The 12,184-nt window shown below is 62.0% G+C and carries 17 protein-coding genes and 1 tRNA gene; 7 read left to right on the top strand and 11 right to left on the bottom strand.

The genetic code is table 11. From position 1 onward, the window contains the following. Positions 1-48: 48 nt before the first annotated feature. The 4 genes from ELY13_RS08425 (at position 49) to ELY13_RS08410 (ending at position 1,270) form a co-directional block, all read left to right on the top strand. Positions 49-125, top strand: a tRNA-Arg gene (locus ELY13_RS08425). 312 nt (positions 126-437) lie between these two features. Then, on the top strand, positions 438-695 hold the full coding sequence (locus tag ELY13_RS08420) for a hypothetical protein (protein WP_126173469.1): 258 nt from the start codon (positions 438-440) through the stop codon (positions 693-695). A 99-nt stretch (positions 696-794) separates the two neighbouring features. Then, positions 795-1,049, top strand: coding sequence for a hypothetical protein (locus tag ELY13_RS08415; RefSeq protein ID WP_126173468.1), 255 nt, complete (start codon positions 795-797; stop codon positions 1,047-1,049). Beyond that, positions 1,046-1,270, top strand: a complete 225-nt coding sequence (locus ELY13_RS08410) for a hypothetical protein (protein WP_126173467.1) — start codon at positions 1,046-1,048, stop codon at positions 1,268-1,270. The genes ELY13_RS08415 and ELY13_RS08410 overlap by 4 nt, the downstream gene beginning before the upstream one ends. A 676-nt stretch (positions 1,271-1,946) precedes the next feature. Here the strand turns inward: ELY13_RS08410 and ELY13_RS08405 are convergent. The 3 genes from ELY13_RS08405 to ELY13_RS08395 form a co-directional block, all read right to left on the bottom strand. Beyond that, positions 1,947-2,468, bottom strand: coding sequence for a hypothetical protein (locus ELY13_RS08405; protein WP_126173466.1), 522 nt, complete (start codon positions 2,466-2,468; stop codon positions 1,947-1,949). Positions 2,469-2,581: 113 nt separating this feature from the next. Continuing rightward, positions 2,582-3,172, bottom strand: a complete 591-nt coding sequence (locus ELY13_RS08400; protein WP_126173465.1) for a hypothetical protein — start codon at positions 3,170-3,172, stop codon at positions 2,582-2,584. Further along, entirely contained in the window at positions 3,172-3,636 is a 465-nt protein-coding gene (locus tag ELY13_RS08395) for a hypothetical protein (RefSeq protein ID WP_126173464.1), read from the bottom strand. The genes ELY13_RS08400 and ELY13_RS08395 overlap by 1 nt, the downstream gene beginning before the upstream one ends. Positions 3,637-3,755: 119 nt before the next feature. On the opposite strand from ELY13_RS08395, the gene ELY13_RS14985 reads away from it, so the two are divergent. After that, a complete protein-coding gene (locus tag ELY13_RS14985) occupies positions 3,756-3,902 on the top strand; it encodes a hypothetical protein (RefSeq protein WP_164549749.1) in 147 nt (48 codons plus the stop codon). 56 nt (positions 3,903-3,958) lie between these two features. On the opposite strand, the gene ELY13_RS08390 is transcribed toward ELY13_RS14985, so the two are convergent. From ELY13_RS08390 to ELY13_RS08365, 7 genes are all read right to left on the bottom strand, one after another. Beyond that, positions 3,959-4,366 (bottom strand): HK97-gp10 family putative phage morphogenesis protein, encoded by a 408-nt coding sequence (locus tag ELY13_RS08390; protein WP_126173463.1) that lies wholly within the window; start codon positions 4,364-4,366, stop codon positions 3,959-3,961. Between the two features lie 2 nt (positions 4,367-4,368). Then, complete coding sequence (locus ELY13_RS08385) at positions 4,369-4,647, bottom strand: hypothetical protein (protein WP_126173462.1); 279 nt, start codon at positions 4,645-4,647, stop codon at positions 4,369-4,371. 18 nt (positions 4,648-4,665) lie between these two features. Further along, complete coding sequence (locus tag ELY13_RS08380) at positions 4,666-7,596, bottom strand: tape measure protein (protein ID WP_126173461.1); 2,931 nt, start codon at positions 7,594-7,596, stop codon at positions 4,666-4,668. Next, positions 7,596-8,765 (bottom strand): DNA-packaging protein, encoded by a 1,170-nt coding sequence (locus ELY13_RS08375; RefSeq protein ID WP_206436015.1) that lies wholly within the window; start codon positions 8,763-8,765, stop codon positions 7,596-7,598. Before ELY13_RS08375 ends, ELY13_RS08380 begins: the two co-directional genes overlap by 1 nt. Beyond that, positions 8,689-9,216: a terminase small subunit-like protein gene (locus ELY13_RS15165; RefSeq protein WP_206436014.1), complete on the bottom strand. Its 528-nt coding sequence runs from the start codon at positions 9,214-9,216 to the stop codon at positions 8,689-8,691. The genes ELY13_RS08375 and ELY13_RS15165 overlap by 77 nt, the downstream gene beginning before the upstream one ends. Before the next feature lie 160 nt (positions 9,217-9,376). Beyond that, positions 9,377-10,231 (bottom strand): hypothetical protein, encoded by an 855-nt coding sequence (locus ELY13_RS08370; protein ID WP_126173460.1) that lies wholly within the window; start codon positions 10,229-10,231, stop codon positions 9,377-9,379. Between the two features lie 9 nt (positions 10,232-10,240). Further along, on the bottom strand, positions 10,241-10,576 hold the full coding sequence (locus tag ELY13_RS08365; RefSeq protein WP_126173459.1) for a hypothetical protein: 336 nt from the start codon (positions 10,574-10,576) through the stop codon (positions 10,241-10,243). Between the two features lie 147 nt (positions 10,577-10,723). On the opposite strand from ELY13_RS08365, the gene ELY13_RS14980 reads away from it, so the two are divergent. After that, positions 10,724-10,888 (top strand): helix-turn-helix domain-containing transcriptional regulator, encoded by a 165-nt coding sequence (locus ELY13_RS14980; protein ID WP_164549750.1) that lies wholly within the window; start codon positions 10,724-10,726, stop codon positions 10,886-10,888. Between the two features lie 54 nt (positions 10,889-10,942). Continuing rightward, a complete protein-coding gene (locus tag ELY13_RS08360; RefSeq protein WP_126173458.1) occupies positions 10,943-11,560 on the top strand; it encodes a hypothetical protein in 618 nt (205 codons plus the stop codon). A 33-nt stretch (positions 11,561-11,593) separates the two neighbouring features. Here ELY13_RS08360 and ELY13_RS08355 read toward each other — a convergent pair whose 3' ends face one another. Next, complete coding sequence (locus ELY13_RS08355) at positions 11,594-12,091, bottom strand: hypothetical protein (protein ID WP_126173457.1); 498 nt, start codon at positions 12,089-12,091, stop codon at positions 11,594-11,596. Positions 12,092-12,184: the final 93 nt, after the last annotated feature.

Here is a 12,184-nt window from a genome sequence, read left to right as displayed (position 1 = left end):
AGGCGAAGGATTGCGCCGCGCGCCCGGCGCTTCTAAACCGGCCCCGGCGCGCCCGTAGCTCAGCAGGATAGAGCACCAGATTCCTAATCTGGGGGCCATGGGTTCGAATCCCGTCGGGCGCACCATTGTTTCCAAGCAAATCCAAATACTTACGGCTGGGCGAGGGTGAAGGGCGACCCTTTTCGTGCTGCATCGTTGTCGCACTGAATCCCACTCATTTCTGCCGTTTTCGATCCGATATCGGCGGCTCCATGCAACATGGATGCAACATGGCTCGCCGGCGGATGCTGGTGACTACAGGGCTCCGCCAAAAGGATCGCTTCCGCACGTCTGCGGTGCTTTCCAAGGCCTGCTGCAGGCTGTTAATCGCCAGGTTGATCTAGCAAGGGAAAAAATGGGCCATGGACGCGTTGCTTCTGGAGAGGAGCAGATGATCCATGTCGAACGATCCCAAAACCCTACTCGACGAGATCGAGCGGTTTGGCCTCAGTCACGCTGTCGCTGTGGACAGCGAGTTGCACATTCTCATCGAGACTCTCTACCGGTCTGGCGTCATCAATCGCGAAACCGTTGAGCAGATCGCTGCAGCCTATCGGAAGTCGATGGACCAGAAAGAGACCGATATCCTCACCGCCAGCGTTCGTCGTACGCACGACGATTTCTATGCCCGCTTGCTGGCAGAGGACAAGGTCTAGCGAAACCAACTCGGCCCGACGCTCGGCGACGAGCGCGACTGGGGACTCTACTACCCCATCCACTTGACCGACTCGCCCGATGTTCTCCAAGTGTTCCGCATGGCAGAGGACTTCCCCCGCGTGATGACCCGTGACGAACTGCGGTTCGAGGTGGGGCTTATCCTGTCACAGGCTCCCCGTTCATTGATCCGGGATTGGGCCAGCACCAACCAGCGCAAGTCCGACATGGCGCGCAACCTGCTGCGGGACACGATTCTAGCCCGCCTCGACCGTTATCAGGTGCGGTCGCCTCCCCCGCTCGTGCCAGTTGGCTTCCGTGTCGAACGCTCGACTGAGCCGAAGGACGAAACGTGACACGCTGCCGTCTCTGCGATGCGAACGATCACGAAGCGCTGGCCGAGGACATGGCGCGCGAAATGTGGGCCAGCCTCGCGACCAACGATCCGCACGCTGAATGGCACCCGTGGGATGAGGCCGGCCACTACTGGCAGCGCGTCATGCGCCAGTATGCAGAGGCGGTTATCCGGACGCTGCGGCGGGAGCATCCCGGCCCTCGACCGCTTCACACGGGGTGACCGAGCCCGCGGGGACATACCCCAGGTAAGGAAGTGCGGATGCAAGGCCCATCGCGCCTAAGATTGCCCCGAAAACTAGGCAGGCGAACGGGAGGTAATCGCGCGCTTTTGCCGTCTGCGGCATGGTGTCAGACCTTCAGTGACTGGTTGCCTCCATGGTAGATTAGGGTCGGCCAGTTTTCGCTACGTGGTAACCGCGCCGCATTCAGCGGGAACAGCGATCTTGGCGGACCGTATGCTAGGCAGAAGTGCTCAGCCTCGTTTCGCCTCGATGGGGGCGCTTCCGCGTAGGAACTGCCCCTGCTTCGGCGGGGGCAGTTTTTGACCAAGACGAACCTCACCCCCCGCAAAAGTCCCGAAGCATCCGCCAGTATTCGGTGCTCTTGGTTCTTGATGTGCCTCCGCCGTCACTTCCCCCCGAACAACTGGCGAACGTAATCCGGCACGGGTGCCGGAAGACGTCAGCCGGCGGAGCCTGGCACCAGCGAGGTTGGGGCAGGTTCGCGGCCAAATTCCTCAACGAATTGATCGCGCCACCAGTTAGCGGTTACCTGGGTGAGCCAATCGGTGGCTCCGATGCTACGCGCGACTATCGCCGGGGCACGCTCGAGCAATTCAGTGCGCCACTCGTGGTCAAGGGGCACAGCCCGCTGCGGGAAGGGAACAACCGTTGCCATCACGCATCTCCCAACAAGCGGCGAGCATCGGCTATGGTTTGTGCCACAGCCTCCGCGGTCCAAGATGCGGTGCTGGCATCCTCGACCTTCAACAGCTTCTCGATCTTCCGGAGCAAGGCGGCGCGGTCTGGCGCTGGCATATACATCAGTGCCCACTCTGCGTCGTACATCCGGTCGCCTAGCTCTTCCGCACGACGGTCGGCTTCATCCATACCGCTGTTGCGATCGTGATTGGCTTCAGCATCCCGAAACGCCTGCACGGAGTCCAACGCAGCCCGACGCCTCGCCTTCGTGGTTTCGGGGTCAGGGCTGCCCCACGTCTTGCCTTCGCCAGCGACGAAGTTTTCCCACTCGGCATCAAGGTCGACCACTCGCGCAAAGCGGTCGCGATCTCTGAAAGAGAACTCCTTCCAGTGGATCATGTCCATGCTCGGGCGCCCAGCCTCCCAACCTTCGTAGATGCGGGAGTAGGTGGGATCGAACGCTTCCCATTCTGCCTTTGCCTGCTGATAGCGCCGCATCGCCGCATCCCATGCTGTGCGGTCGGGCCGAACGGTGAAAGCCGATGCGGAAGCGGGAATTGCGAGAGCTGTGGCAGCGACAGGCGCGGCAGCTATGAACGAACGGCGATCCATTATGCATCTCCCAACAGGCGGCGGGCATCGGCCAGCATCGATTCCGCATGATCCTCGTCCTGCGACGTGGTTGCGATCTCCACCTTCATCAGCAGTGCGGCGTTTGTCGGCGCCGGGACCTTCATCAGATCGTTCTGCGCTTGAACATAAGTGGGGTAATAAGCCCGCCGGGCTGCATCGAACTCAAACGTCCTGAACCGCTTCCGCGCTGCCAGCGTCTGGTTCTGGTAGGCCTCGAACTCTTCCAGCGTCGCGTTTTGGTCAATCTTGACCTTGGCCCGCAGGTTGTAGTGAGCGAGGTAAAAGGCGATTTGCGCTCGGGTCATGCCGATGCCCAGCCCGTACTCTTCGAAGTAGCGATCCACTCGTGCTGGAGTTGCGTGAGCGACAGCCTGATCCGCTGCCGCGCATTCGTCGCAGAGCTGCTCGTACCGCGCTTCCGCCCTTCGGTATGTCGCAAGGGCTCGATCCCATGCCGTGGTGTCGGCAGGGCCGAAGCTCGAATCAAAGGCGCGCGCGGCTGTTGGAGCTGCCGTACCGACTAATCCGATTACAGCCGGGCTCGCGGCCATGAATGTGCGGCGATCCATCATACGACATCCTTCAGATGAGCGCGGAAGTCAGGATGATAGATGCCGACCACACGGCCAACGATCTTCTCCATCGCGTGAACAAGCTTGTAGGGGCCATCGACCCAGCGAACTCGCCGGTCCGGACTGCCGTCCAGATTGCACATCATCTCGCCACGACAGGTCGAGAAAACCCAACCGGGCCAACCGTCGATTATCTCAGTGGTCATGATGGAGCGATTGCCGTTCATCCACTGAACGAGAAACATTTCGCCCTGCATGGGGTGGCGATCGCTGGTGTCGATCACCGCGAATTCTCCCTCTCGCATGTGGGGCGAGTTCTGATCCCCGGCCTGTTCGTGAGTGATGAAACCCTTCGGCATCTCGTCATAGACGATGAATGAGCGAAGGCCGGGCTGCGGCGGCTTAGGGTCGTGATTGTCGTTTGCGCCGGGACGCGGGAAAGGTACGATATTGTCAGCCATGATCGTTCTCCTGGAACGGTTGTGGTTAGGGCAGCTTGGGAGCGGGAACTCCCTTGCTGTCCGCCATGTAAATACATGCACTATTGACCACCTGTCAACAATGTATCTACATGGCGGACATGGCCGACCAAAAATCAGTAGCGTTCCAGATGCGCGTCTCGCCGGAATGGCTCGAGACAATCGACGATTGGCGGCGGAAGCAGCCAGATATTCCCTCGCGCGCCGAAGCCATCCGTCGCCTGGTTGAAAAAGGGCTGAGCCTCTGAATCCGACGACGCTGGCGCGCTACTTTGGGCGAGGCGCATGTTTGCAGCCCCGCTGACTAATTGCTGCGCAGAGCCCGGTTGATCTTCTCGATCGCAAGATTCGGAAGATCCTTGGCCACCTTATCCCGCGCTGGCCGTAGGAACGGCCTCGCAGCCATCTTGCTCGTGCCGAACTCAAGCGCGGCGCTGTATGGCGCCTCGCTGCGAACTTCGGCTTCATGCCTGCCGGTCTGTACAGCCTTCAGGTGGGCCTGCAGTATGCCCGTATCGCGATTAGGTGCGTGCCCGGGAGCGCTGGGCCGGTGATTCTTGCCGGAAACCGATCCGGCCGAGATCGAACGATGAGCCTCCGCCCGAACAGCGTCAGCAGCCTCGTAGATTGCCTCCCCGATGGCCTTCTGCATCTTCGGGCTGGAAAGCCGGCGCAGGCGCTGGATGTGCTTCCGTGCTCCGATCAAGGGCATGCTCAGCCCTCCGGCGGCGGTAGCTTGCCGATGCTGTCGGCTACCTGCCGTAGCAGTCCAGAGTAGCCCACGCGGGCCTCTGCTTCATTCGCGTGCGCGAGTTTCGCCAGCTCCCAGGCGGCCGAGAGGAGGGGCCCCATTGCATTTGCCACGTTGACCGGGTCGAGCGGGCGTCCACTCCTCTCGGCTTCCGCCGCGATGTTCTCGACGAGGATTGCGGAGATATCTTTCCCGTCCTGTTGGAGCTTCAGGGCGAGGGCTTGTGCCATCTCATCGTTCATCATGCTTCCTTTCTCCACTCATATCCGTGGCCTTCCGAGACGTCGGACGGTTTCGTTGGCCGACGCATCCACGATGGCGGACGAAGTTGCCCGCACCACCTGCACCGAAACGTCACCGCTGATCTGCTGCACGCGGGGTTCGAACATCTGGCCTTCCGCCACCTCGATCCGCACCACCGCCGGCTGCGTCGATCCACCTCCGCGCGCCGCGTTCATTCGGCCGAGCGGCACGATGTGTCCTCCATTTAGCGACATGAAGCCCTCGACCTTGCCCGGCGAGGCGCCTTCGTTGACGCGATAGGTTTGACCCGGGGCCACGTAGCCGCCGGATGCGCGGCCATAGGGTGTCCCAGCAAGGAGGTTGGCAGGCCCGCCGCCACCGAATACGGACCCGATCGCGCCGGCCACGCTGCCGACCATCCCGAGTAAGCCACCCCCGGAAGCGCCCTGAGCCTTGCGCAGATTGTCGATCATAGGGCGGATGAGCGTCTGCTCGATCAGGATGGAGATCAGGTCCGAGATAAGCGGATCCTTGACCCCCATTTGCTTGCTGACCGCATCGGAAATGGCGTCGTCCACGTCCTGCAATCGACGGACGACAGCGTATTCGACCTGTGTTTTCGGGTCGGTCAGGCTGTCCGCATAGGCCCCGAGCGGTCCCTGCTGCTGTCGGATAACGGCATCGCGACGCAAGCCTTCGGAGTTGCGCAGGGCATCGAGCGCAATCTGGGCCTGCCGCGCTTGGTGGTCCTGAATGCCGTTGATCGTGTGCGCCTTGATGACGGCTTGCAGCATCTCGTCCCGATACTTCTGCTCGGCATCGAAGATTTCCAGCGCGAGGCGGCGGCGTTCGTCTTGCGTGTCCGCGAGGTCATACTGCGCCCGCAGCGCGTCGTCTTGCGCGCGGTACTGCTCGTCGGCCAAGTCGGCCGCTTCGCGATCAAGCTGGGCCAACTCGTCAATTGCCACTTGCCGGTTGAGCAACCCGGCTGTGATGACATTGCCCTGCTCGTCCACCTTTGCAGCAGCACCGTAAAGCGCCTCGACCTGAGCCCGAAGCGCGGCCTTCTGCTGGGCAGAGTAATCCTCATTTGCCGCGATTTCCCGCAGCCGGGCCTCTCGCTCGATATCGAGCATCTGGTTCTGCAGGTCGGCCCGCTCCTTGGCGCTGGTGGCAATCCGCTCCTGAGCCGACAGCGCCTCCATCGTAAGGCGATCCTGCTCATCGGCGAAGCGCAGGGCTATGTCGTCGGCGGAAGGGCCTGAGCGAGCGCGAGGTGTGCGGCCGGGCTTCGCGGGTTTGCCTGGAGCGGCCGGCGCATCCGCCTGGCGAAATTCCGTCAGCGGTTGATCTAGAAGCTTGTTGAGCGCCTCCTGTGCCGCCCGAGTATTGGCAATGGACTGCTGCCAGTCCTTGTATTCCTTCGTCTCTTTGACGGCGCTGTCCGTGACCCTCAGCGCCTGCTCCGCATTAACCGCGGGCGCATCGGCTCCAAGTCCACGCTCGGCAAACGGCCGCTTTGCTGCGCCCTGGAATATCTCTTCGCGCTTGGTCTGGTACGCGGCCTTGGCCTGCAGCGTGTTGCTTGCATTGCTCACCCAAGCCGCTCGTGCGGTTTCGATTGCCGCAGCTTTGGCGCTCGCTGCCACGCGCCCCCATGCGTTTGCCAGCTTGTCCGCCTCTCCGGTCAGGTTGGCTACGCCCGTCAACGCCTCACGCTGGGCATCGTTGAGCTTTCCTGTTTCCGCTTCGGCCTCGCTGATCTTTTCGCCCAGCGTTCCGAATTTCACGGCCTGCTGTTCGATTGAGGCACTCAGGGCTGCGCTTTCACGCTCAGCCTCTTGTGCCTTCAAGACGTAGTAGCCGATGCCTAGCACCAGCGCCCCGATCGCAAGGCCGGGCAGTGCGGCGGAGAGGCCGCCCATCGCAAAGGTGAGTGCCTCGGCTGTGGTTGCAGCCCCTACCATCCGGGCTTGCAGGGCAAACACAGCAGCTGAAGCGCTCGTCGTCCCGATCGCCATTCGGCCAAGGCTCGCCACCATTTGTCCGCCGAGCAGCGTAGCAATCACGGTTAGCGCCGGAATGATCTCGTCCAAGTGATCCGCCAGCAGCCCGATTCCCTGCGCCAGTGCGCCGGTTGCGCCACTGGCTGAGGCCGCGCCCCCGACGTACTCGATCAGCTTGTTATTTAGCGCTTCGAACGCGCCTGACAGGGTGAGCGTGGCGTTCGCGGCCTGTCCGCGCAGCTGCTCCGATCCCTTCAGAATTAGGTCGAACAGTTCACGGCTACCGAGGGTGCCTGCCAGCACCTCCTGGCGTAGCTTAGCGACGGAGCCGCCGAAACGATCCGACGCGGCAGCGGCCTGCAGAAGCGGGCGCAACCCGCCCTCGTTCATCTGGTTAAATTCTTCGGCGCGCACGGTGCCGGACGCCAGCGCCTGGCTTAGTCCGAGGATTGCACCGGAGGCTTGCTGCGCGTCAGTACCGGATACACGCAAGGCCAGCGCAGTCGCTTCGGTTAGCCCGAGCAGTTGTTCCTGCGAAGCACCGAACTCCCGGCCAGCCTGCGCTGATTTACCGTAAAGCTCCGCGAGCGAGTTGACCGCCACGCCGTTCCGGTTTGCGACTTCGAACAAGCGCTCCTGGACGGCCGCGAGGCTGGCGCCTTCCAGCCCAGCAACTTTGAGTTCGTTCTGCAGCCGTGTGAAGCTATCAAGCAATCCGGTCAGGGCCTGCGCACTGAAGTAGGCCCCCAGAGCCCCGCCGATGCTCTTGATGCTGAGCGCAATCTGACTGGACGACGCGCGCATTTGCGATTCCAGCGCCTTGACCTTGCGTTCCTGCAAGCCGAGCGCTTCGTCCACACTGCGGGTCGTGCGCCTGAGTTCGGCCAAGTAGCGATCATTCTCCGCCTTGAACCGAAGTATCACGGGATCGAGTTCGGCCATCAGAGTGCCCCTTCAAGGTTGTAGATGTATCCGCTGCCCTGCAGTTCCGTCAGTGCCCAGACCAGCGCATCTGCCCGGTCGGGTGAGCCTTCGCCGACGTAACCGCCGGGCGTCATGGCGCACATCTGGTCCTCGAGCTCGCTGAACTCGCCGACATGCGAAACCTTGCCTTGCTCATATAGCGCCGCGACAGGTTCAGCCCTGGCGACCTTGCCCCGAGAAGCGGTCACCAGCTTTACCGGCAGATCCTTGGCCGCAGTCCGGAGGACGCTTTCAACCATCGCGCCGCCAAAGTTGCGCTCGGCCACGACGCGATCCGCGCTCCAGCGATCGTACGCGGTTTTGGTGCGGCGGGCCCAGCCATCGGGCGACAGATTGCAGCTCGCGTCCTCAAGGACGTAGAACCGACCGTCCACGCCCCTTCCGGCCACGACGATGCCGACATCGTCTCCGGCGCCGCCACCCGAAGTGCCTGACGGGTCAACGGCGACCACAATGCGCTTCATGTCCGGTGCGCCACGAACGCGGAGCTCCTCGATCGCTGCCGTGGTCCAGAGTGCGCCCTGCACGTCCTCCAGCAACTCCGCATAGAGCTCCTGCCGGCCAAGGCGCGTTCCTTCGTACCGATCGCGGAGTTGGGCCAGCGCGCTCGCAGCAAGGTTGTCCGCGTTGTCGAAGGTGGATCCTCGCGTGATCATCGCGCCCGGCGTCTTCGCGATCCGGCGAATAAGCGGCGTCGGCTTTGGCGTCGTGGTTGCGACAACTTGTGGCTGATTTCCGAGACGAAGGCCGAACGTCAACTGATCCCAGGTGTCAGGGTCAGACCATGCAGCAAGCTCATCCGCCCAAGCGCGATGATGCTGCGGGCCGCGAAGCCGATCCGGCTCAGTCGCGGGAAAGCCCTGAAACTTGGTGCCGTTCCACAGGATGAGCTCTCCAAGGCTGCGATTGTACGTCTCCACGCAAGCCTTCGGCAGGACCGAGAGCAGACCGCTTTCGCCTTCAATGCAGGTGTTACGCACGTCCTGAATGGTCGGCGCCACGATCGCGATGCGTGAACCAGCGTTCTGAGCGCCGAACCACGCAACGTCCTCAGCCCCCGTCCTGGTCTTCCCCCAGCCTCTCCCCGCCAGGGCCAGCCAGATCGGCCAGTCGCCCGGTGGTGTCACCTGGTCGGGCCTTGCCTTCGATAACCACTGGCTGCGTGCTGTGACCGCTGCTCGCAAGGGAGGCGGCAGCGCGGTCAAGTGCGCCCGCGACGGCAGCGAAGGCGTCGTCACCGCCGACACCTACGAACGCCCCAATGGCAACAGGCTTGTCGCGGAAGGCGTTTGAGAGCTTGCCCAGATACCAGCGCTCAGCGTCGAACGCGAGGCGGCCGGCGATAGGATCCTTTGCAGCCTTGGCGTCTTCCACGGCGCGTTCGGCCCGCGCGAAGAACCCGATCTCGCGTGCCTCAAGCAGGCGTTGGGCGAGTTCGTCGTCGCCATTCGACCAGCGCCAAACCGTTGTTCGGTTCGGCATGTGAGGATCCTGACAGATCGTGTTGAGCGATTGCCCCTCGGCAAGCTTCGCGAGCAACTCGTTGATGATGCTTTCGCCGACTTCGCGATCTGCCATTGTCTGTCCTCGAAATAGTTGGCGGGAGCGTACCGAAACGCTCCCGCCCCCCGGCCGGAAAGGGGAGTGAAGAACCCTAGAGCCGGGGATTTGTCGCGGGGCGAGCGCTCGACCTCTCGCCCCGCGCCCTCAGACGGCCCGAAAGGTAGGGCCGCGGGGATCATTGTGCTGCTTCCGGTGTGGAAATCTCTTCGACCGTGACACGAGCTGCGCGCAGCCTCTCTGCCTCGCGATGCTCGATTTCACCTTCCCAAGCTTCGCGCGCGCCGCTGAGCAGGCCTTTGCGCTCCGTCGCAGTCGTGCCGGGAACACGGGCGGAGAACGTGACCATACCTCCGCCAAGGTACTTCAGACGGTATCGACCAAAGGCATCTTCACGCGCCTTTGCCTGGGCGGCGATCTCAGTTCGGAAATGAGCATCATCGAACATGCCCACCGCTGGGCTCGGATCAGCGACCGGCCACAGATTGCCGGCTTCCCGCAGCTTGGGAAGGCGGATCTTTGTTAGACGAGACAGGGGCATCATCCCGACATGCAGCCCGCCACGAGCGATGGCCTCTGCGCTTTGCTCGTAGATGCCGGCAGCTGCCATACGGGCTTCATTTGCAAGGATCGCCTTCGCAAGGTCGACTAGCAGCGAGGAAGCTTTTTCGTAGTCGGCGGGGATGCGCGCGGCGAGAGCGTCACGCTCCGCCAAAATCGCCTGACGTTCCGCCGCACTGGCCTTTGCCTTTTCACTCGCGTCTTTGTCGGCAATGATCGCTGACATCTCGTCGATTTCAGCAGCCAAGCCTTGCGCGGCAGCAAGCGAGCGCTCCGCATCCCGCAAGGCGGCTTCTCGATCCTCATCTTCGAGTTCGAACTTAGCAGCCTCCTGCGAAGCCACACCGAACACCGTCAGAAGGCGTTCGCGCTCAGCTTGCATGTCTTGCTTTAGGTCGATCGCATCAGTGAGGCGCAGGCGTGCGGGATTAGCCTTCGCGGAAGCGAGGCGCTCTTTGAGAGTTTTTGCCATTGCCCCGCCTCAATCTGCGTAGCGCCAGGAGTTTAGATCCTCGGCAGCACGCTCCCGGGCCGCGTCGGCGAGCGCAGCAAGGCTTTCGGGATTGGCCAAATGAAGGTCTCTGGGATATGCGAGACCGATCGGTGTGCCGCGCCAATCATTCAGGCTAGCCGCGGAAGCTGCTGAGGCGCGCTGATCCGCATCAGCAGGATTTGGTGCACTATCGGTTGCGAAAGTGGCGTTGCTCAGGCTGTCACGAAGCGAAATATCGAAGCTGAGGTACTCGCCATTCTTTAGCGTTCCACCCGGACGCCGGCGGCGCTTCTCGTCTTCGGTAAGAGGGGAAATGAGGGTCATCCCAAGCTCCTGGGCCCGTGCTAGCGGCAGGGGCGGCGCGAACGGCGGGAATTGCCGAACGAGAGCAGGGTAGGGATGCCGCCGTTTTCCGTTACCGCCGTCATGATGTACGAGTGGGCAGAGCGGCAGACGAAAGGATGGCCCGGCATGGCACTCAAAACCAAACCATTCGACACGGCAAAGTACCTCGACAGCGCAGAGGACCACGCTGAACTCTTAGCTGATGCGATGGCAACCGGACACAAGGGTTATATCATCGCGGCGCTCGGCACGATTGCCCGTGCGTACGGGATGAGCAGCGAGACCGCCTGAACTGCACTGGCTGCTTGAAAGTCGGCAGCAGGGAAGATCGAGTTGGGAGGCAGAATGAAGTACCTTTTCAGGCTATTGATAGCCGTTGCAGCAGTGGCGACGAATGGAGCGGCTGCGCAGGAGAGCGCGGTTAATGTCTTGGCCTCGAACGGGGTTCAGGTTGACATTGAGGCTGACGATTTCTCCGGCCGCGCGGAGTACACCGCGCCAAAAATCGAATTGGATAACGACTTCGGCACACTCTTCGTTGCTGCGATCAAGGATGCTGGTGGGCTCAGCCCCGTGATCGTCATGGGCCGTCTCTACTACGAAGGGGACTGGCGACGATACGACCAGGCAGTTCTTCGCGGAGGCGAAGAAGTGAAGGCGATCTTCGGTGATCGAGGCGTAGTAAATTGCAGCGCATCGAGATACCGCAAATGCACTCTCGGGGAAGGCTTTCAGCTGACGCCGACCGAGGACCAACTCTCGCGCTACGTGGAAGATGGTCGCGTACAAGTCCAGCTGCGGGCCCACGGTCTCTATCCGGTAATGCTAAGCATCCCCGTTTCGCATTTTGAAGCAGTGGCAGAAGTCTCAAAACAGCCGGGATATACCTCGGGTGCGCCAGCCGAAGGCATGTCCGACGAAAGGCAGCGAAGCCCCGAAACTGATAGCACCGGCTTGTGGTGAGCGATAACATCCCGGGCGTGGACCGGGGGCAGCCTAACTGCCTCCGCTGACCATTCCCTCAAGCTGATCAAGCGCAGGGCTTCCGCCGTGTTTAAGTTCACCGCATGCCGTTTTCGCATATGCCCGCCAGAGGCGCTTGCCGGGCGGAATGGTTCTAGGATCGAAGTAGACCGTCACCTGCTCGCGCGGTTCAAGTCGACGAGGGTAGGGCTTCCCGTCCGTCACCACAGGATCAGAGACGACTATCCGGGCGGGAGTTGACGACACCGGCCGATTATGGAGGAAACCAACCTCCGAGATCGTGAGCGCAAAAGCACTGAGGTTCGTAACTTCGATTCCGAAGGCGCCGCCGAACGGACCAACAGCCCAGGCCGGGCTCACGCGCAACTTAACGCGTCTCTGGCTCACACTGTTCCATGTGTTGATAATGCCAAGAACAGCGCCGAGCAGCGCGATGCAGAGGGTAATTGCTGCCGGCCAGGTCATGACGGGTGCGGCTGCCGGGGCTGCGCTCGCAGTGCTGAGGAACATTAGCGGCTCATACTACGTAAGCGTGGTCTGGGCGCCGCCTTGCGTTTTCGATTTTTCGTGCCTCGGCCTGAGAAGCTTTTCCGGCGGTGCGTC

Source organism: Altericroceibacterium xinjiangense, from assembly GCF_003958635.1.
In the GTDB taxonomy this organism is placed as follows: Bacteria; Pseudomonadota; Alphaproteobacteria; order Sphingomonadales; family Sphingomonadaceae; genus Altericroceibacterium_A; species Altericroceibacterium_A xinjiangense.
The sequence above is the reverse complement of the archived record's forward strand: the minus strand, read 5'-3'. Positions and strand labels throughout refer to the sequence as shown.